At 63.1% G+C, this 18,503-nt stretch carries 20 protein-coding genes; 11 read left to right on the plus strand and 9 right to left on the minus strand.

Going from position 1 to position 18,503, the window contains the following annotated elements; all coding sequences use genetic code 11:
- Nucleotides 1-86: 86 nt before the first annotated feature.
- Genes AC6CIG_RS12650 through AC6CIG_RS12665 form a run of 4 tightly spaced genes read right to left on the minus strand, consistent with a single transcriptional unit; the run spans nt 87 to nt 4,946 of the window.
- Nucleotides 87-2,369 (minus strand): hybrid sensor histidine kinase/response regulator, encoded by a 2,283-nt coding sequence (locus AC6CIG_RS12650; protein ID WP_437407950.1) that lies wholly within the window; start codon nt 2,367-2,369, stop codon nt 87-89.
- Between the two features lie 47 nt (nt 2,370-2,416).
- A complete protein-coding gene (gene lspA / locus AC6CIG_RS12655) occupies nt 2,417-2,917 on the minus strand; it encodes a signal peptidase II (protein WP_018093996.1) in 501 nt (166 codons plus the stop codon).
- Nucleotides 2,914-3,774 carry a TrmH family RNA methyltransferase gene (locus tag AC6CIG_RS12660; RefSeq protein ID WP_437407951.1) on the minus strand — a complete coding sequence of 287 codons (861 nt, stop codon included), beginning with the start codon at nt 3,772-3,774 and terminating at the stop codon, nt 2,914-2,916. The genes lspA and AC6CIG_RS12660 overlap by 4 nt, the downstream gene beginning before the upstream one ends.
- On the minus strand, nt 3,771-4,946 hold the full coding sequence (locus AC6CIG_RS12665) for a class I SAM-dependent methyltransferase (protein WP_437407952.1): 1,176 nt from the start codon (nt 4,944-4,946) through the stop codon (nt 3,771-3,773). Before AC6CIG_RS12665 ends, AC6CIG_RS12660 begins: the two co-directional genes overlap by 4 nt.
- Before the next feature lie 171 nt (nt 4,947-5,117).
- Here AC6CIG_RS12665 and AC6CIG_RS12670 point away from each other — a divergent pair, with 171 nt between their 5' ends.
- Entirely contained in the window at nt 5,118-5,576 is a 459-nt protein-coding gene (locus tag AC6CIG_RS12670) for an SRPBCC family protein (RefSeq protein ID WP_018093993.1), read from the plus strand.
- Between the two features lie 27 nt (nt 5,577-5,603).
- Here AC6CIG_RS12670 and AC6CIG_RS12675 read toward each other — a convergent pair whose 3' ends face one another.
- The 3 genes from AC6CIG_RS12675 to sppA all read right to left on the minus strand — a co-directional run bounded on the left by AC6CIG_RS12675 (nt 5,604) and on the right by sppA (nt 7,514).
- Nucleotides 5,604-5,948, minus strand: coding sequence for a hypothetical protein (locus AC6CIG_RS12675; protein WP_018093992.1), 345 nt, complete (start codon nt 5,946-5,948; stop codon nt 5,604-5,606).
- A 189-nt stretch (nt 5,949-6,137) separates the two neighbouring features.
- Nucleotides 6,138-6,449: an integration host factor subunit beta gene (locus AC6CIG_RS12680; protein WP_003527713.1), complete on the minus strand. Its 312-nt coding sequence runs from the start codon at nt 6,447-6,449 to the stop codon at nt 6,138-6,140.
- Nucleotides 6,450-6,554: 105 nt separating this feature from the next.
- Nucleotides 6,555-7,514: a signal peptide peptidase SppA gene (gene sppA, locus AC6CIG_RS12685; protein ID WP_437407953.1), complete on the minus strand. Its 960-nt coding sequence runs from the start codon at nt 7,512-7,514 to the stop codon at nt 6,555-6,557.
- Between the two features lie 339 nt (nt 7,515-7,853).
- Here sppA and lptC point away from each other — a divergent pair, with 339 nt between their 5' ends.
- The 6 genes from lptC (at nt 7,854) to ptsN (ending at nt 13,135) form a co-directional block, all read left to right on the plus strand.
- The gene (gene lptC / locus AC6CIG_RS12690; protein ID WP_018093990.1) at nt 7,854-8,522 is read left to right on the plus strand and encodes an LPS export ABC transporter periplasmic protein LptC; all 669 of its coding nucleotides are present in this window, start codon (nt 7,854-7,856) and stop codon (nt 8,520-8,522) included.
- A 31-nt stretch (nt 8,523-8,553) separates the two neighbouring features.
- A complete protein-coding gene (locus AC6CIG_RS12695) occupies nt 8,554-9,114 on the plus strand; it encodes an LptA/OstA family protein (RefSeq protein ID WP_018093989.1) in 561 nt (186 codons plus the stop codon).
- Between the two features lie 19 nt (nt 9,115-9,133).
- Nucleotides 9,134-9,940: an LPS export ABC transporter ATP-binding protein gene (gene lptB / locus AC6CIG_RS12700; protein ID WP_419183647.1), complete on the plus strand. Its 807-nt coding sequence runs from the start codon at nt 9,134-9,136 to the stop codon at nt 9,938-9,940.
- A 174-nt stretch (nt 9,941-10,114) separates the two neighbouring features.
- Nucleotides 10,115-11,659: an RNA polymerase factor sigma-54 gene (rpoN, locus tag AC6CIG_RS12705; RefSeq protein WP_437407954.1), complete on the plus strand. Its 1,545-nt coding sequence runs from the start codon at nt 10,115-10,117 to the stop codon at nt 11,657-11,659.
- A gap of 264 nt (nt 11,660-11,923) precedes the next feature.
- Entirely contained in the window at nt 11,924-12,496 is a 573-nt protein-coding gene (gene hpf, locus AC6CIG_RS12710) for a ribosome hibernation-promoting factor, HPF/YfiA family (protein WP_100669775.1), read from the plus strand.
- A gap of 174 nt (nt 12,497-12,670) precedes the next feature.
- Nucleotides 12,671-13,135, plus strand: a complete 465-nt coding sequence (gene ptsN / locus AC6CIG_RS12715; RefSeq protein ID WP_018093985.1) for a PTS IIA-like nitrogen regulatory protein PtsN — start codon at nt 12,671-12,673, stop codon at nt 13,133-13,135.
- Nucleotides 13,136-13,256: 121 nt separating this feature from the next.
- On the opposite strand, the gene grpE is transcribed toward ptsN, so the two are convergent.
- Entirely contained in the window at nt 13,257-13,883 is a 627-nt protein-coding gene (gene grpE, locus AC6CIG_RS12720) for a nucleotide exchange factor GrpE (protein WP_437407955.1), read from the minus strand.
- A gap of 158 nt (nt 13,884-14,041) precedes the next feature.
- Nucleotides 14,042-15,121, minus strand: coding sequence for a heat-inducible transcriptional repressor HrcA (gene hrcA, locus AC6CIG_RS12725; protein WP_003527730.1), 1,080 nt, complete (start codon nt 15,119-15,121; stop codon nt 14,042-14,044).
- 257 nt (nt 15,122-15,378) lie between these two features.
- On the opposite strand from hrcA, the gene rph reads away from it, so the two are divergent.
- The 4 genes from rph to hemW all read left to right on the plus strand — a co-directional run bounded on the left by rph (nt 15,379) and on the right by hemW (nt 18,502).
- A complete protein-coding gene (rph, locus tag AC6CIG_RS12730; RefSeq protein ID WP_018093983.1) occupies nt 15,379-16,098 on the plus strand; it encodes a ribonuclease PH in 720 nt (239 codons plus the stop codon).
- A gap of 122 nt (nt 16,099-16,220) precedes the next feature.
- Nucleotides 16,221-16,634 (plus strand): VOC family protein, encoded by a 414-nt coding sequence (locus AC6CIG_RS12735; protein WP_018093982.1) that lies wholly within the window; start codon nt 16,221-16,223, stop codon nt 16,632-16,634.
- A 30-nt stretch (nt 16,635-16,664) separates the two neighbouring features.
- Nucleotides 16,665-17,309 carry an RdgB/HAM1 family non-canonical purine NTP pyrophosphatase gene (gene rdgB, locus AC6CIG_RS12740; RefSeq protein WP_018093981.1) on the plus strand — a complete coding sequence of 215 codons (645 nt, stop codon included), beginning with the start codon at nt 16,665-16,667 and terminating at the stop codon, nt 17,307-17,309.
- A gap of 11 nt (nt 17,310-17,320) precedes the next feature.
- Complete coding sequence (gene hemW, locus AC6CIG_RS12745) at nt 17,321-18,502, plus strand: radical SAM family heme chaperone HemW (protein WP_018093980.1); 1,182 nt, start codon at nt 17,321-17,323, stop codon at nt 18,500-18,502.
- Nucleotide 18,503 lies beyond the last annotated feature (1 nt).

Genomic DNA, 18,503 nt, shown 5'->3' on the forward strand with positions numbered 1-18,503 from the left:
GGCTTAGACCACGTTTCTGCAACAACATAGTGACACCAGGGCAGTATACAACCCCGACCCGGCCCGGTGCCCCGAAGCGAGGGATTCTAATTCGTAACGGGATCCATGAGGCGGGTGACTTCGGCAAGGAGCTGCTGCGGGTCGGCGGGCTTCGCCAGCACGGCGTCCGCTCCCGCGGCTCGAAGGCGCTCGTCGAGATCGCCGCGCGCGTCCGCGGTCAGGACGAGGACCGGCACCCGCCGCCTGCCTCCGGCGGCCTCCGCTTCACGAAGACGCCGGAGCACGTCGAGACCATCTCCGCCCGGCATGTTGAGGTCGGTGACGATCAGCGGCGGCGGGGCGGAACCGGCCGAACGGAGTGCGGCTTCGAGCGCCTTGAAGTCACCGACATGATCGACGGCACGCCCTGTACGGCTGAGAACCGACCGCAGGACGAGTGCATTCACAGGGTCGTCCTCGGCAAGCAGGATGGCGCGAATGTCCGCCGTCGCGACCATCGCCGCCGGCTCCTCCCGCAACACCGGTCTGTTGTCGTTGATCGCGTCGCGTTTCTCCATTCCTCTGAGCCGCCCGAGCAGCACCTCGACCAGCGATCTCTCTCGAAGCGGGCGGATCAGCCAGGCCTCATAACCGCCGAGCCGGCTCACCGGATGGCTTGCGCGCTCCTCGGGACTGATGAGATAGGTTCTGCGCAATCGCAGGCCGGCTACCGCCGGCTCGCGAGCAAGAAGCTCGCGAAACTGCGCCGCATGACGGTGATCGACGATGACATCCGTCAGCGGCAGCCGATTGCCGAGCGCGCCGGCGACGACCCGTTCTGCGATTGCAAGTGTCGAAGCCCGATGGCACGTACCGCCCAGCGTCTGGATCGTGGCGGCAAGCGCGGCCGAGGAGGGCCCCTCGGGTGCCATGACGAGCACCTGTGCACCCGCCAGAATGCCGCGCCGAACGGGAACGGTCGAGAGACCGGCGCCAGCCAACGGGAAGCGGATCTCGAACCGGCTTCCCTCGCCGGACATGCTCGTGGCGGTCAGGCTGCCGCCGAAGGCCTCCATGATCCGCCGGGATATCGCGAGGCCGAGCCCGGTGCCTTTGGCACGCTGGGCATCATCGCCTGCCTGCTCGAACTCTTCGAAAACGCGCGCGAGCTCGTCGGCGGACATGCCGGGGCCGCTATCGTCGATCCGGATGCGCACGGAACCGTTCTCGATGTCGACGGAGACGAAGACGCCGCCCTTCTCGGTGAATTTCACCGCGTTGCCGACCACGTTGAACAGCACCTGGCGCAGGCGCGCCGCGTCGAAGAGCATCCGCTCGGGTACCTCGATGGCGACCGTTGCGCCGATCTCGATGTTCTTCTCGTGCGCGCGGGGCGAAAGCATCTCGACCACGTTCTCGACTGTCTGGCGCAGATCCTCCTGCGACGGGCGCAGCTGGAACCGTCCGGCGGCAAGCGACGAAAAATCGATCAGGTCCTCGACCAATTGAACCAGGGTGTGGCCGGACTGCTGCATGCCGGCGAGATAGTTCTTCTGCTCTTCCGACAACCGCGTCTCGGCAAGCAGCCGGCTCATGCCGAGGATGCCGGAGAGCGGGGTACGGATTTCGTGACTGACGGTGGCGAGCAGACGGGACTTCGCCCGGCTCGCCTCCTCGGCGCGCCGCCGCGCCTCCTCCCTCCGGCTTGCCGCCAGCATTTCCTCGGTAACATCGCGAGCGATGCTGTGGCGCATCAACCGGCCGCGCGCCGGGTCGCGGACATGCACGTCGTGCCAGTCGTAGAGCCGCGTGCCCGCGGGCGTATAGATATGCACAAAGTAGCGGTCTGGGCCCGGCTTCGGCTCGAAGCGCAGTCCCAGCTCCGCGCAGGTCAGCCCTCGCGCGTCCGCGCATCCGCAAAGCTCATGGAAGGCGCCATTGGCCTGCATGATCCTGCCATCAGGGTCGCGGACGATGGCGAGATCGCCCATGGCGTCATGGATCGTCGCAAGCGCCGCGGGTTCAACGCCATGCCGTGCGGGGTCCTGCGCAGTCCCGCCGGCACCGACGACCCACTTCCCGGACGCCTCCTCGCGGCCGGACAACAGCAGGAAGGCGCCGGCCATGCCGCCAGCCGCGATGATCGCCGGCAGCAGGTGCAGACCCGCGCTCGCACCGACGGCGAGGAGCAGCATTGCCGCAACGATGCCGGCGAGAGCATAGGCGATGCGCGTGACCGGCGGCCCTGCCGAGGGGTAGCCCAACGACCGGCGCTGCCGGATGACGGCGGCGGCGAGTTTCACGGTGGGTGCCGCTGAGGCCGTCCTGCCGGCGCCCGACCCCGTGTCCGCGCCAGCCCTCATCCGCTCTCGAAACATCCGCTCGCTCATGCCCGCGGACTAGCACGGCAAGCCTTCCGAATGCCTTCAGCCGGTGCCTAAAGTTTTAGGGAACGCTCCTTTTTCGCCTGCAGCAGTTCATCGAGAATGATCGCGCCGGCGCCGACGGTGATGAAACTGTCCGCCAGGTTGAAGACGGCAAAGGACCAGGTGGCCGTGTAGAACAGGATATAGTCGATGACATAGCCGAAGAGCAGCCGGTCGACGAGATTGCCGAGCGCCCCGGCAATGATCATCGCGTAGCCCAGATGGGCGAAGAACCGGTCCTTCGGCGTGCGGCGCCACAGCCAGAGCACGAAGGTGACGACCGCCAGCCGGATGCCGACGATGAACCACCCCTCCATGCCGGAGAGCATCGAGAAGGCGACGCCGTAATTGTAGGTTCGGTAGAGGGCGAGCATCGGCACGACCGGCACGCCCTGTTGGAACGGCAGATACGCCTCCACCAGATATTTGATGAACTGGTCGGCGGCGAGCGCGACCAGAATGAAGAGCGCGATCGGGAACGGTCGCGAGAAAAGTGTCTGCTCCTGCTTCATCGGCCGCCATCCAGAGACAGGAGGTGGCGCCGCGCCTCGAACAGCATGATCCCGGTCGCGATGGCGAGATTGAGCGAATCGGCACGCCCCGCCTGCGGAATGCGGGCGAGTGCGCCAGCCTCGCGCGCGAGTTCCACCGGCAGGCCCGCCTGTTCATTGCCCATCAGAAGCACGACCGGCTTCGATTTGTAGTCGATCGTGCGATAGTCGACGGAACCCGCCAGATGGGTCGCGACCACCTGAACGCCGGCCGCTCTCTGCCAGCGGATGAAATCCTCCGTATTCGCCCGCGCGATCGGCATGGCGAAAACCGAACCCATGGTTGCCCGCACGGTCTCGAGCGAAAAGGGATCCGTGGTTTCGCCGACCAGGATGATCCCGGAAGCCCCGGCCGCGTCGGCGGTGCGGATGATGGTGCCGAGATTGCCCGGGTCGCGCACGCGGTCGAGCGCCACATAGGTCTCCCCCTCCTGCGGACGAATATCCTTGAGCGGAGAGTAGCGCTGCTCGAAGATGCCGACGACCATCTGCGGATTGTCGCGTCGTGTGATGGTGGAGATCACCTTCTCGTTGACTTCGAGGACGAGCCCGCCTCTGGCGACCGTTTTCGCCGCCACCTGCTCGACCTGAGGCTTGCCCTTCGCCGCCTTGGCATAGACGAGCGTCTTGATCTTCCAGCCGAGATCGAGCGCGTCGATGACGAGCTTCAGCCCCTCGGCCATGAAGGAGCGCGTCTCGTCGCGATGCTTCTTCTGCGTCAGGGCCCGGATATCCTTGACGATCGGATTGGTGAGGCTGGTGACCTCCTTCACCTGCCCGACGCGTGCCGTGCCGTGGTCGCTTCTGTCGTTGATCATTTCGGCACCCAGCGGCTGAAGAGTGAGGTGGAGAGTGCGCGGCCCGGTGCAGTGCCGTCGAGGCCGCCCTCGCGGATGATGAGCTCGCCCGATTCCACCCGACCGCCACGCCCGCGCATGGTCTCGCGCATGAGCTCGTGGATCGAATAGAAGCTCGCCCGGATCGAATAGGCGGTGAGCACGAGGCCCCGGGCGTCCGGCGACAGGATCTCGCGGCAGATGTCCAGCATCGCGGCCAGGTGATCGAACAATTGCCATACTTCGCCGTTCGGACCGCGGCCGAACTTCGGCGGGTCGGTGAGGATGATGTCGTAACGGCTGCCGCGCCGCTCCTCGCGTTGGATGAACTTCATGGCGTCGTCGCAGATCCAGCGGATCGGCAACGTCTCGGCGCGCGCCAGGACCTGGTTCTCGCGCGCCCAGCCGATCGCCTTTTTGGAGGCATCCACATGCGTGACCTCCGCGCCCGCCTTGGCGGCGATCAGGGAGGCGACGCCGGTATAGCCGAAAAGATTGAGAACCTTGAGAGGCCGGCCGGCTGCGGCTACCTGGTCGCGCATCCACGACCAATGGGCGAGCTGTTCCGGAAAGACGCCGACATGGCGGAAGGAGGTGAACCGGCCGAGGAAATCCGTATCGAGGAGCTGCATCGGCCAGGTCTCGCCGAGCACCTCGCCCGGAAAACGCCAACGCCCCATGCCGTCCTCTTCGGTATCGCCGGTGAAGACGGCATCGGCCCGCTCCCATATCGATGCCGGCAGGGCCTTCGGCCAAAGCGCCTGTGCCTCGGGGCGGACGATACGATAGGGACCGTATTGTTCGAGCTTCTCCCCATCACCGCTGTCGACCAGATGATAGCCCGCAGCAGCGGCGGTCTCGAGGATAAGCGGCACCCTCTCGGCCGGCTTCTCGCCGCTTCTCGGCTCGATGCGCCGCGTCGGAGCACTCTCCTGGACAGACGGCCGCTCGCTCTTGCGCGGCGCCGCTTCCGGCGGCGGCCCTCCTGCCGCTGTCTTGGGCCCGGTCTTCGTCCTGGACCCGCCCTTCGTCCTGGGCCCGGCGCCTTTTGCGGGCGGCAGCCTTTGCTCGTGGCGGCCGCCGCGCGCCTCGGCGCCCCGGCTTTTTGCCGCCGTCACCGATGCGTTCTTCGATCGCCGGTCTTTTTCCTTCACGCGCTGATCCTTGGACTTCGTTCAACCATTCGGCGCAGCCACTCTCGACCGGTTTTACGCGCCTTCGCCACGTCCGTAGCATGTTCAGCCTGCAAATAGCATCGCCGGTGCTCTTGGCAAAGCCGTTTCCGATTGCGAAGATCGCCAACAAGAGTGGACGGGAGGACCGGCATGAATATGAGCGGAGAGGAACGTATCGCGGCTGACCGAGACGCGGTTTGGCGTGGCCTGAACGATGCGGACATTCTGAAGCGATGCATTCCCGGCTGCCAGTCTCTTGAATTGAAATCGCCAACCGAGCTTGCGGCCGTGGTCAAGATCAAGATCGGCCCCGTTTCCGCATCCTTCAACGGCACGGTCGTTCTGTCAAACCTCAATCCCCCCGCGAGCTACACCATATCCGGCGAGGGCAAGGGCGGAATAGCAGGCTTTGCCAAGGGCGGCGCCGACGTCACGCTGCTGGACGAGGGCGCGGAAACCGTGCTGCGCTACGACGTCACGGCGGAGATCGGCGGCAAGCTTGCCCAGCTTGGCTCGCGCCTCGTCGATTCGACGGCGCGCAAGCTCGCCCAGCAATTCTTCGCGGATTTCAACCTGGCCGTCAGCGGCAAGGCCGAGGCGGCGAGCTGAGGGCTCGGAACGCGTTCAGCACCAATCTCAGCCTTGCGGCGCGGGCAGGCTCGCTTGCGTCGCCAGCTTCTCCGCCTGGCCGCGCTGCTTTTCGGCCTCGCGATGCCATTTCAGCGCCTCGTGGGCCTCGCTGCGCGCGCGACGCCGATATTTTCCCTGGGTAAACCAGGTCACGGCAGCGCCGAGCACGAGACCGACAATGACGGCGAGAAAGAGAAATACGAAAAACGGAGCCGAGATCGAAAGCACGCTGTCGGCGGGATTGAACGGATTCAGCGCAAGCGTTGCCGTCTGGCGGTTGGCCACGCTCAGGACGATCAGCAGCACTCCGAGCGGCACGAAGACGACGATATTGATGAGTTTCTTGAGCATGCACCCGCTCCGACCAGAATGTTAATGCATGTCGCCCGGAATTGTGGGGCGGCTTCGCGACAACGACATGCATACGAATAGTGACATAAAGCGGGCCGCCTTGTTTCGACACGCTTATGAGGCGGAGAGCCGCGACACGTGGAACTCGGCGCCCGCGCGAGAGGCGCCAATCCCTGTGCGCCTCGTTCGTCAGTCGTCTTCGCCGTTATTGTTGTCGTTCATCCCCGGATTGAGCCGCTCACGCAGTTCCTTGCCGGTCTTGAAGAAGGGCACCCACTTTTCTTCGACGAAGACGGAATCGCCGGTGCGTGGGTTGCGGCCGGACCGCGATGGCCGGTTCTTGACCGAAAATGCGCCGAAACCGCGCAGCTCCACCCGGTTGCCGGCAGCAAGCGCGTCCGTGATCTCATCGAGTACCGCATTGACGATATTTTCGACATCGCGGTGGTAGAGATGCGGATTGCGCGCCGCCACAATCTGCACCAGCTCTGACTTGATCACGTTCGCCCCCCTTGGTTTTTTTGGCTTGTTTTGTCTGCGTTTGCGCATTCGGGAAGGCTCGCCTGGAGCTACGGCCTCGTGACGCGGCTAGCACACGTGCCTTCCTCAATGCCCTTCAACCTGCCAAACCGAAACAAGACCGTCAAGAAACAACTTGTCCAGGCCGGTCTTTTCGAGGCTCTTCATCGTCGGAAAAGCCTCATATCCCAACGCCTTGACCGCTTCGGCCAGGAGCGATCCGAGGCCGAAGGACAGCGCGCCGCTCGGTGCTTCCCAGTCGAGGACGGGAAGGTCCTTCGAGACCTTTCGTTCGGCCAGAAACGCCCTGATTTCATCATCGCCGCCGAGCTCGTCTACCAATTTGCCTTCCAGCGCCTGCCGCCCGGTGAAGATGCGGCCATCCGCAAGGGCCAGCGCTTCCGGTCGCTGCAGTTTGCGCCGCTCGGCCACCAGATCGACGAACCATCCGTAGCTGTCGTCGATCATCGCCTGAATCATGGCTCTCGCCTCGTCGCTCGGAGGATGAAACGGCGACGGTTCGGCTTTGAGAGGCCTCGATTTTATCGATTCAAGCGACACGCCGAGTTTGTCCATGAGGGTCTTGACCTGCGGATACTGGAAAATGACGCCGATGGAGCCGGTGATCGAGGTCTCCCCGGCAACGATCCGGTCGCCTGCAAGGGCGATCAGATAGCCGGCCGACGCGGCAAGCGTGCGCACATCCGAGACCACCGGCTTCTTCTCGGCAACCTTGCGGATGGCCTTGTAGATGATCTCACCGCCATAGGTGGTGCCGCCCGGCGACGAGATCGTCACGATCAGCGCCTTGACGGACTGGTTGTCGGCGATCCGCTCCAGCCGCTCGACAAGCTCCCGGTCGTCCTGGATAAGACCTGTAACGGCAACGCGCGCGACGTGATCGCGCGCGCGCTCCGTCACGTCGCCCCAGCCTGAGAAGGCAAACAGCGCGAGGCCGCCGGCGACGAGAACGGCCACCGCCGCCCAACGCCAGAAGCTCAGCTTTCTGCGCAGTCTGCGGCGGTCGGCAATGGCGAGTTCGTCCATGAGTGTCTCCGATTTGTGGTAAGGGGTTCTGTCAGTTTCCCACGGAACATGCTATCCGCCTCAGACGCGGCAAGCTAGGGCAGTCTGCAACGCGACGCACGGGAATACGTACCGGGCCGACGCGGCTTGCTGTATGAAACCCCTTGGGGTTTGACGCGGCATGGAGTAGAGCATGCCCGGCGGATTGAAATAGTGCGGCCGGATTGTCTTACAATGCAAAGTTTGCACCGCTCCATTGCTGGGCGGCAGCAAGATAACCATATTCGCCGTGGCTTACGCCGATGTATGTATATGTGTCCCTCGGACTGCCCGAGGTCAGAGGAAACTGACAGGCCCTTGATGCTGAACGAAGCCCGATCCCCCGCAATCTTTGCCGATGTGGGTACGAGCTCTGCCGATGCCTATGCTTCGGCGGCGCGGCATTCGGCGCGCGTAAGGCGCCTGAAAGTCATGCTGCCGCTCATCGCCGGCGCGATTGCGCTGATCTTCGTCGCCGTTTCCTTCGTGCGCGCTTTCCTGCCCGAAGAGCTGCAGCTCGAGACGGCCACGATCGAGAACGGCAAGATCGTCATGCAGAACCCGGCGATTTCCGGCCGCAACAAGCAGGATATCAGCTATTCGATGAAGGCCGCGCGGGCGCTTCAGGATATCGCCAACCCGAATCTGATCACACTCGAGACCATTCACGCCGAGATGCCGGTCAACGATACGCTGATCGCCACGGTGGATGCGACGAGTGGCATTTACGACCGCGGCGCGAATACGCTCGATATGAACGCCCCGTTCACGATTTCCATGAATAATGGCGTCAATGCCGATTTCCAGTCCGCCTATCTGGACATCAATGCCGGCGAAATGGAGACGAAACAACCGATTGCCATCAGCATGAAGGGCGGATCGATCATTGCGCAGAAGCTGCGAATGACAGATAAGGGACGTGTCGTAACTTTCGAAGGCATGGTAAGGGTCAATATCGAACCCAGCGCCATTCGCAAAAACGCAAAATAACAGGACCCCAAGAACAGGATCCCCTGCAGCCATGTCGGTCAAACCTGCCGCTCTCATAAGGATTTCAGCCGCTCTGGCCGTGGCCGGGCTCGGCGCTTCGCTGATTGCTTCCGCCGCCCTGGCGCAGGCAACCTCCAGTCGCATGCAGGGCCTTCAGCTTTCGAACGACCAGCCGATCCAGATCGAGAGCGACAAGCTTGAGATCAAGGATCCGGAAAGCAAGGCGATCTTCACCGGTAATGTGAAGGTCGTCCAGGGCACGACGACGCTGCAGGCCGGCAACATGACCGTCTTCTACAAGGCGGGCGGCGGCTCGGTCACCAGCGGCAACGCCGATATCGATCGGATCGAGGTCAGCAACAAGGTGTTCCTCAGCTCCGGTGCGCAGCAGGCCACGGGCGAAAGCGGCATCGTCAACCTGACCAACCAGACGATCGTGCTCAAGGGCAAGAAGGTCGTGCTGTCGGAAGGCAAGAACGTCTTCGTGGGCTGCCAGTTGAACGTCCAGATGGACACCGGCGAAGCGCAGCTCGACGCCTGCGGCGGCCGCGTACAGATCCAGCTCGATCCGCAGTCCCGCAAGACGAACTGACATAGACCCGCTCGTGCAGATTCCTTTCCTCCAAAAACGCAAACGGGGCAAAAAGCCGTCGGCGGCAGCGACAGCTGCCCGCGCGGTCGACAAGGCGCGCTACGACGGCACGCTGATTGCCCGGAACCTTACGAAATCATACCGCTCGCGCCGCGTCGTCAACGGTGTCTCGCTCGTCGTGCGCCGTGGCGAGGCTGTCGGCCTGCTTGGTCCGAACGGCGCAGGCAAGACGACCTGTTTCTACATGATCACCGGCCTCGTGCCGGTGGACGAGGGCTCGATCGAGATCAACGGCAACGACGTCACGACGATGCCCATGTATCGCCGGGCGCGCTTGGGCGTTGGCTACCTGCCGCAGGAGGCCTCGATCTTTCGCGGGCTGACGGTCGAGGATAACATCCGCGCGGTGCTGGAGGTTCACGACGAGAACGTCGACCGCCGCGAGAGCAAGCTCAACGATCTGCTTGGTGAATTTTCGATCACCCACCTGCGCAAATCGCCCGCCATCGCGCTATCGGGCGGCGAACGCCGGCGCCTCGAAATCGCCCGTGCGCTTGCGACCGACCCGACCTTCATGCTGCTCGACGAACCCTTCGCAGGCGTCGATCCTATCTCCGTCGCCGATATCCAGGCGCTCGTGCGCCACCTCACCTCGCGCGGCATCGGCGTCCTCATCACCGACCACAATGTGCGCGAGACGCTCGGGCTGATCGACCGGGCTTATATCATCCATGCCGGCGAAGTGCTGACGCATGGCCGCGCCAACGACATCGTCACCAACCCGGACGTGCGCCGGCTTTATCTCGGCGACAATTTCAGCCTCTGATACCTGCCGGCGGCGTGCATTCCGGCAGAACGGACGACCGCCGGCTGAATCGGCACCTCCGCCGCCGTCCATGCTTGACCAAATTCCAGTAATAAGCAATTTTTGGGCCAATAAAAAAATGGGCCCGTCCAAGCGGACACGGCTCGGAGAACTCGACGGGAGTTTCACGCCAGCATGGCCTTGTCCGCCAGCCTTCATCTGAGACAGTCGCAGTCGCTGGTCATGACGCCGCAGCTGATGCAGTCGATCCAGCTGCTTCAGATGAACCATCTGGAGCTCAGCCATTTCATCGCGCAGGAAGTCGAGAAGAACCCGCTGCTGGAGGTCCAATCGGCCGATGAGGCAACGACATCGGATCGCGAGGATGCCAGTCCGCATCCGGCTGAGACCGGCGGCGAGACCGACGAAGCGGCAGGTCAGAGCGATCTTTACGACAGCGCCATGTCGAGATCCGGCGAGAGACTCAGCGAAGGCTTCGACGCCGACTTCGCCAACGTCTTCCCCGACGATACGGCGCCGCAGCGGGCGGATGCGCCCGAGCTTCTCGGCCAATGGAAATCCATGCCGGGCGCCGGCGACGCCGAGGGCTACGATCTCGACGATTTCGTTGCCGGCCGCAAGACGCTGAGGGAGGCTCTCGCCGAGCAGTTGCCCTTTGCACTCAGCACTGCCTCCGATCGGCTGATCGCCCTGCATTTCATCGACCAGCTCGACGATGCCGGCTACCTGCACGCCGACCTCGCCGAGACGGCGGAGAAGCTGGGCGCGGCCGTCGAGGACGTGGCGCGCGTGCTGCAGGTGCTTCAGCAGTTCGATCCGCCGGGGGTCTTTGCGCGCACGCTCGGCGAATGTCTTGCCATTCAGCTGCGCGCCCGCAATCGCCTCGACCCGGCGATGGAAGCGCTCGTGGCCAATCTCGAGCTCCTGGCACGGCGCGATTTCGCAAGTCTCAAGAAAATCTGCGGCATCGACGAGGAAGACCTGGTCGATATGCTCGCCGAGATCCGCAAGCTCGATCCGAAACCGGGCACCAGCTTCGAAACCGGTGTGTTCGAGGCCATCGTTCCCGACGTCGTCGTGCGTGCCGCACCCGATGGCGGCTGGCTGGTCGAGCTCAATCCGGATGCCCTGCCCCGGGTTCTCGTCAACCACGACTATTTCACCGAAATATCACGGTCCAGCCGGAAGAACAGCGGCGAACAGGCCTTTCTCAACGAGTGCCTGCAAAATGCCAACTGGCTGACGCGCAGCCTCGATCAGCGCGCCAGGACGATCATGAAGGTGGCAAGCGAAATCGTCCGGCAGCAGGACGCCTTTCTCGTCCACGGCGTCGGCCATCTTCGCCCGCTGAACCTCAGGATCGTCGCGGATGCGATCAAGATGCACGAGTCGACGGTGAGCCGGGTCACCTCCAACAAATACGTGCTGACCCCGCGCGGGCTCTTCGAATTGAAGTATTTCTTCACCGTCTCGATCGGCTCGGCGGAAAACGGCGATGCACATTCCGCCGAGTCCGTGCGCCATCGCATCCGCACGATGATCAATCAGGAAAGCGCCGATGCCGTGCTCTCGGACGACGATATCGTCGACGTCCTCAAGAAAGCCGGCGTCGATATCGCCAGACGCACCGTCGCAAAATATCGCGAGACGATGAGCATCCCTTCCTCCGTCCAGCGCCGCCGCGAGAAACGCGCGCTGGCCAAAACCTCGGCATTCTGAGCATTTCCGGGCGGCCGCAAGCGCGTAAGCCGGGTTGCGCTTTGGGCTCTCGCCTGCGGAACCGCCGGGGCTCGATGAACGTTTAATCCCACGACGCGCAATTGACTCTCCGCGGTACAGCGGATATGAGGCCGCCGCGCTTGCATAGAGGCAGCGCGCGCTCACGATTTCGGTTGTTCGGGACTCCCGTCGCTGAAGTGCTTGGATGACGGGGGCGCTTGGAATAGACTGGGCACGCAATTCACGAACAAGAGAGGAAACTCCATGAGTGTGCGTGTATCCGGTAAACATATGGAAATCGGCGATTCGTTTCGCGTCCGCATCGGCGAGCAGATCGAGCAGGCCGTAACCAAATATTTCGACGGAGGATATTCGAGCCAGGTCACTGTGGAAAAGTCAGGGTCGCGATTCAGCGCCGACTGCAAGCTTCATCTCGATACGGGCGTGGTATTGCAGGCAAACGGCCAGGCGAACGAGCCACAGTCAGCCTTCGACGCGGCTTCGGAGCGCATCGAGAAGCGGCTCCGGCGCTACAAGCGCAAGCTCAAGGACCATCACAACGGCAACGGGCAGAATGCCACCGAAGTGGCCTATCGAGTGATGGACTCGGTGCCCTTTGAGGACGAGGAAGTCCCCGACGATTATGCGCCGACGATCGTTGCCGAAACGACGAAACAGTTGAGAACAATGTCCGTCGCCAATGCCGTTATGGCCTTGGACATGACGGATGAACCGGTGCTGATGTTCCGCAGCCCCGGCAAGGATGACCTGAACATCGTCTATCGACGCAACGATGGGAATATTGGCTGGATCGACGCCGCCAATATCAAGGCATGAGTGGGGATGGGGGAAGCCAGCCGGACTGGCGTCCCCCGTCTTTCCGATCAGCGGGACGGCGGAAAAGCTCGACTTTTCTGTGCATTCGACCCGCCAAGACAAAGATGGGTAGAGCCATCACGGCGCATTTGTGATGAGATTGCCAGGCTCTAACCGGCGAACGAGGATAAAAGAATGGCATTGGCAGGCTTGCTGCATCAAAATGCGATCATCCCGGCCATGAGGGCCAACTCGAAGAAGCAACTCCTTCAGGAATTGGCGGCAAAAGCATCGAAGCTCACCGGTCTTCCGGAGCGGGAGATTTTCGACGTCATCCTGCAGCGAGAAAGACTCGGCTCGACCGGGGTAGGCAATGGCATCGCCATCCCGCACGGCAAGCTTAGCAATCTGCCGTCGATCGTCGGTATCTTTGCGCGGCTCGATACGCCGGTGGATTTCGAGGCATTGGACGACCAGCCGGTCGACCTCGTCTTTCTGCTGCTTGCACCGGAAGGTGCCGGCGCCGACCACCTCAAGGCGCTCTCGCGCATCGCCCGCGTGCTGCGCGACCACGACATGGTGTCGCGTATCCGAGCGAGCGACTCGGCAAGCGCGATCTACACGCTGCTTAGCGACGACACGACATCGCACGCTGCCTGAGTATCTTCTGCCTGCTGTCCTGCCGGAGCCGGTTGGAAGAGCATGCGATATTTCGAACAATGACGAAGGGCCGCGCACCTTGCAGAGTGCGCGGCCCTTCGCAAATCGCATTCATGCGCCGTCAGGCAGCAGGCGTCTCGCTTTCAGAGGACGCGGCTTTCGGGCCGCCCTTGGCAACACCGACCATCGCCGGGCGCAGAACGCGCTCGCCGATCGTGTATCCCGCCTGGACCACCTGGACGACCGTGTTGTTCGGAACCTCGGTGTTCGGGACCTCGAACATGGCCTGGTGGAAATTCGGATCGAACTTCTGGCCGGTGGGGTCCAGCTGCATCACGCCGTGACGCTCGAGCGCCGCGAGCATCGACCGTTCGGTCATTTCCACACCCTCGATGAGTGCTTTCAGGCCGGCATCGCCCGCCTCTCTGGCGTCGGCCGGAATCGCATCCAGCGCGCGGCGCAGGTTGTCGGAGACCGCCAGCATGTCGCGCGCGAAGCCCGCGACGGAATAGGACTTCGCGTCCTTCACGTCACGTTCGGTGCGCCGGCGCAGGTTGTCCATCTCCGCAGCCAGGCGAAGATATTTGTCGCGCAGTTCCGCACTCTCGGCCCTGGCAAGCTCAAGCGGATCCGGCGCGGTCGTGGAAGCATCCGCCTCCGGCTTCTCCGCAGCTTGCGGCTCAGCGGCTGTTTCGAATTCTTCAGGCGCCGCGGCCTCGGGTCCGTTCTTGTTCGTTTCGTCGGTCATGACGTTCTCCGAATTTCTGTCTTTTGCTCTGTTCGGCATCATCAAACCAGCGGAAGTCGCTTTGCTTGAACGTTCTGTTGCCTGGATTTGAAGCCCGATATCGATGTTTGGGCCCGAAAAATCAAGGGTCGATTGCTGCATCGATCAAAAGGATTCGCTCAGCGCGACAGCCGCGACATGAGCTGTGCGGTGTAATCGACCATGGGAACGATGCGGGAATAGTTGAGCCGGGTCGGCCCGATGACACCGACCGCGCCGACGATGCGGTCGTCGCTGTCGCGGTAGGGAGCGACGATCAGCGAGGATCCGGAGAGTGAAAACAGCTTGTTCTCGGAACCGATGAAGATGCGCACGCCCGGGCCGCTCTCGGCGAGGTTGAGGATCTCGATCAGACTGTCCTTCTTTTCGAGGTCATCGAAGAGCATGCGCAGCCGCTCAATGTCGTCCGTCCCTTCCAATCCTTCGAGCAGATTGGCGCGGCCCCTGACGATCAGCCGCGCCGGCTGGCCGTCGCCCTCGCTTCCGGACCAGATCGCCAGCCCACGCTCGACCAGGTCCTGCGAGAGCGCGTCGAGCTCGCCGCGCACCGTCTCCTTGACCTTTTCCAGTTGCGTCCGCAATTCGGGGATCGTCTGACCGGCAAGGTGAGCGTTGACGAAGTTCGCCGCTTCCGTGAGCTGGGCGCTGGTGATCCCGGCCGGCAGCTCGATGATGCGATTCTCCACCTGATCGTGCTCGCCGACGAGCACCGCCAGTGCCTTGGTCGGCGCCAGCCGGATAAACTCGACATGCTTGAGAACGGGGTCGCTCTTGGTGGTGATGACGAGACCTGCGCCGCGCGACATGCCGGACAGCATCTGGCTCGCCTCGGTAAGAAGGTTTTCGACCGACCGGTCGCGATTTCCCGGGTGAACCTGCCTTTCGATCGAGGCGCGTTCCTCCGGCGAGAGATTGCCCACCTGCATGAAGGCGTCCACGAAGAAGCGCAGGCCCAGCTGCGTCGGAAGCCTGCCGGCGCTGACATGGGGGGAATAGATCAGGCCCAGATCCTCGAGGTCGCTCATCACGTTGCGAACCGAGGCCGGCGACAGCGACACCGGCAACAGCCGAGAGAGATTGCGCGAGCCCAGCGGCTCCCCGCTTTCCAGATAGCTCTCGACAATGCGGCGGAAGATCTCGCCGGAGCGCTCGTCCAGCGCCGATGCGATCCCCTTCGTTCCAGGGTTGCGCAGTACCATGTCACTCCGTGATCAGTATTCCGTGTTCGCAAAGAATATAGTGATCCGCACGGGGAATGGCAAAAGGGAAAAATCACTGCGAAGCTTCGACATCAAACGGTTCCCTTTGCCCACGCCATGATCTAGAAGGCTCACGAAAGCGCCGCGTGTCTTCAGACGCGCAAAGGCCGCTGGAGCACTTTGAATTCTGCATGGTCTTGTCCTTGAACCGAACAGGACTCGAAGGAACATGCAGTCGGGATCGACAGGAGTTGACGATGCGGCCATCCGGCAGAAAAATCGACCAAATGCGCAAGGTCTCGTTCGAGCGCAATTTCTCCAAGCATGCGGAAGGATCCTGCCTGGTACGCTTCGGCGACACGCATGTTCTGTGCACCGCCAGCCTGGAGGAAAAAGTTCCGGCCTGGCTGCGCAACGGCGGCAAGGGCTGGATCACCGCGGAATACGGCATGCTGCCGCGCGCGACCGGCGAGCGCATGAGGCGTGAGGCGGCGACCGGCAAGCAGAGCGGCCGCACGCAGGAGATCCAGCGGCTGATCGGGCGGTCGCTCAGAGCCGTCGTCGATCTTCCGGCGCTCGGCGAACGTCAGATCTCGATCGACTGCGATGTGCTTCAGGCCGACGGCGGCACGCGCACTGCGTCGATCACCGGCGCCTGGATCGCCCTCCACGACTGTTTGAAGTGGATGGAAGCGCGCAACATGGTCAAGCTGGAGAAGGTCCTGAAAGATCATGTGGCCGCCATTTCCTGCGGCATTTTCGCCAATCAGCCGGTCATCGACCTCGATTATCTCGAAGACTCGGCTGCGGAGACGGATGCCAATTTCGTGATGACGGGCAGCGGCGGCCTGGTCGAGATCCAGGGAACGGCGGAAGGCAAGCCCTTCAGCGAAGAAGAATTCGCAAGCCTGATGCTGCTCGCCAAGAACGGCATTGCCGAACTCGTCGAAATGCAGAAGCAGGCGATAGCAGGCTAGACTGCTCTCTGCTGCACGGCAGCAGTGAGATGATCTGACGCTTCGACAATTTGCACTTCCGGACGGAACGCCGTCATGGCTTTTCCGGAAGTGCTCTGGATCACTTGAGAGGAACCGGTCCGGTGCCGACATTCGAAGGCATTCTGGAAACCGCGCTTTACGCGGACGATCTCGACCAGGCCGAGGCCTTCTACGGAACGGTCCTCGGCCTTGAAAGGATCACGCGCGCCGGTAGCCGCCATGTCTTCTTCCGCTGCGGCGAAGGCGTGTTGTTGATCTTCAACCCGGCGGAGACGGTGAAGCCGCCTGCACCGGGCGCACTTCCCGTGCCTCCGCACGGGACGAAGGGCAACGGGCACATGTGCTTCCGGGTCGCCGCCGAGGCACTCGATGCCTGGAAGGCGAAACTGGAGGCAGCCGGAGTTTCGATCGAGGCGGATGTCCGCTGGCCGAACGGCGCCCGCTCCTTCTATTTCCGCGATCCGGCCGGCAACAGCCTGGAATGCGCGGAAGCGGGCCTCTGGGCCAAGGATTGATTTCGGCAGAACCTGAACGGAACGGAACAGATGCGCAGACTGATCGACAAGACGCTCGTCGTCGCGAGCCATAATGCCGGCAAGATCCGTGAGATCCGCGACCTCATCGGGCCTCTCGGCTTCGAGGCGAAATCGGCAGCCGATCTCGATTTCGTCGAGCCGGAAGAGACCGGCACGACCTTCGAGGAGAACGCGACGATCAAGGCGCTCGCCTCGGCCAGGGCATCCGGACTGCCGGCGCTTTCGGACGATTCCGGTCTTGCCATCGACGCGCTCGGCGGCGCCCCCGGCGTCTACACGGCCAACTGGGCCGAACGTGAGGACGGCAGCCGCGACTTCCAGATGGCCATGGAAAAGGTCGAAGAGGCGCTCCGCGACAAGGGTGCGGTGACGCCCGAAAGCCGTACCGCACGCTTCGTGTCCGTTCTCTGCCTTGCCTGGCCGGACGGACATGTCGAGCTCTTTCGCGGCGAGGTCGAGGGTTATGTCGTCTGGCCGCCGCGCGGCACCAGCGGCTTTGGCTACGATCCGGTCTTCCAACCGAAGGGCTACGACACCACATTCGGCGAAATGAGTGCGGAGGAGAAGCATGGCTGGAAGCCGGGCGATCCCGAGGCTCTGTCGCACCGCGCCCGCGCATTCAAGCTGTTCGCCGAAACCTGTCTCGGCGCCTGAGTAGAAAGACGATGCAGATAGCCCCGCTTTCAGCGATCGGTGACGGCATGGACCCCGGTTTCGGGGTCTATGTGCACTGGCCGTTCTGCGCGGCGAAATGCCCCTATTGCGACTTCAATAGCCATGTGCGCCACCAGCCGGTGGATCAGCCTCGCTTCGTCGCCGCATTCCTGAAGGAAATGGCGGCGGTGCGCGCGCTTTCCGGTCCGAGAACCGTCACCAGCATTTTCATGGGCGGGGGTACCCCGTCGCTGATGGACCCTCAGACGGTGGAGGCGATCCTCGACGGCATTGCCCGGCATTGGCACGTGCCTGACGGCATCGAGATCACCATGGAGGCGAACCCCTCCAGCGTCGAGGCGACGCGCTTCCGCGGCTACAGGGCGGCCGGCGTCAACCGCGTCTCGCTCGGCGTCCAGGCTCTCAACGACCGTGACCTCAAATTTCTCGGACGGCTGCACGATGTCGAGAATGCGTTGAAGGCCGTGCGGCTCGCCCGCGAGATCTTTCCGCGGATGTCCTTCGACCTGATCTATGCGCGGCCGAACCAGACGGTCGAGGAATGGGAGCGCGAACTGAAGGAGGCGGTTTCCTACGCCGTCGATCATCTGTCGCTCTACCAGCTTACCATCGAGGAAGGGACGCCCTTCTACGGCCTGCACAAGGCAGGCAAGCTCGTCGTTCCGGATGGCGAGCAGTCGGCTGTTCTCTACGAGGCCACGCAGGAGATCACCGCGGCGATCGGCATGCCGGCCTATGAGGTCTCCAACCATGCCCGGCCGGGGGCCGAGAGCCGGCACAACCTCACCTATTGGCGCTACGGCGACTATGCGGGCATCGGCCCCGGCGCCCATGGGCGGCTGGCGATCGGATCAGGCAAGATCGCGACCGCAACCGAGCGCAACCCCGAGGCATGGCTGCAACGCGTCGAAGAATGCGGCGAAGGCCTGATCGAGCGGGAACTGCTCGATTTCGAGGCGCAGGCCGATGAGCTTTTGCTGATGGGGTTGAGGCTGCGCGAAGGCGTCGATCTCGCCCGCTGGCAGACCCTCTCGGGCCGCGATCCGGATCCGGCCCGGGAAGAGTTCCTGATCGAGCATGGTTTCATCGAACGGATCGGCAATTCGCGGCTGCGCTGCACGCCCGCCGGAATGCTGATCCTCGACGCCGTGGTGGCCGACCTCGCCTGCTGAT

Source organism: Sinorhizobium sp. GQ132, from assembly GCF_059758575.1.

Bases quoted from the DNA above. Each gene is read 5' to 3' on its own strand.
- AC6CIG_RS12650 (WP_437407950.1), bottom strand. From the start codon at position 2,369: ATGAGCGAGCGGATGTTTCGAGAGCGGATGAGGGCTGGCGCGGACACG.
- lspA (WP_018093996.1), bottom strand. From the start codon at position 2,917: ATGAAGCAGGAGCAGACACTTTTCTCGCGACCGTTCCCGATCGCGCTC.
- AC6CIG_RS12660 (WP_437407951.1), bottom strand. From the start codon at position 3,774: ATGATCAACGACAGAAGCGACCACGGCACGGCACGCGTCGGGCAGGTG.
- AC6CIG_RS12670 (WP_018093993.1), top strand. From the start codon at position 5,118: ATGAATATGAGCGGAGAGGAACGTATCGCGGCTGACCGAGACGCGGTT.
- AC6CIG_RS12675 (WP_018093992.1), bottom strand. From the start codon at position 5,948: ATGCTCAAGAAACTCATCAATATCGTCGTCTTCGTGCCGCTCGGAGTG.
- sppA (WP_437407953.1), bottom strand. From the start codon at position 7,514: ATGGACGAACTCGCCATTGCCGACCGCCGCAGACTGCGCAGAAAGCTG.
- lptC (WP_018093990.1), top strand. From the start codon at position 7,854: ATGCTGAACGAAGCCCGATCCCCCGCAATCTTTGCCGATGTGGGTACG.
- AC6CIG_RS12695 (WP_018093989.1), top strand. From the start codon at position 8,554: ATGTCGGTCAAACCTGCCGCTCTCATAAGGATTTCAGCCGCTCTGGCC.
- rpoN (WP_437407954.1), top strand. From the start codon at position 10,115: ATGGCCTTGTCCGCCAGCCTTCATCTGAGACAGTCGCAGTCGCTGGTC.
- hpf (WP_100669775.1), top strand. From the start codon at position 11,924: ATGAGTGTGCGTGTATCCGGTAAACATATGGAAATCGGCGATTCGTTT.
- ptsN (WP_018093985.1), top strand. From the start codon at position 12,671: ATGGCATTGGCAGGCTTGCTGCATCAAAATGCGATCATCCCGGCCATG.
- grpE (WP_437407955.1), bottom strand. From the start codon at position 13,883: ATGACCGACGAAACGAACAAGAACGGACCCGAGGCCGCGGCGCCTGAA.
- hrcA (WP_003527730.1), bottom strand. From the start codon at position 15,121: ATGGTACTGCGCAACCCTGGAACGAAGGGGATCGCATCGGCGCTGGAC.
- rph (WP_018093983.1), top strand. From the start codon at position 15,379: ATGCGGCCATCCGGCAGAAAAATCGACCAAATGCGCAAGGTCTCGTTC.
- rdgB (WP_018093981.1), top strand. From the start codon at position 16,665: ATGCGCAGACTGATCGACAAGACGCTCGTCGTCGCGAGCCATAATGCC.
- hemW (WP_018093980.1), top strand. From the start codon at position 17,321: ATGCAGATAGCCCCGCTTTCAGCGATCGGTGACGGCATGGACCCCGGT.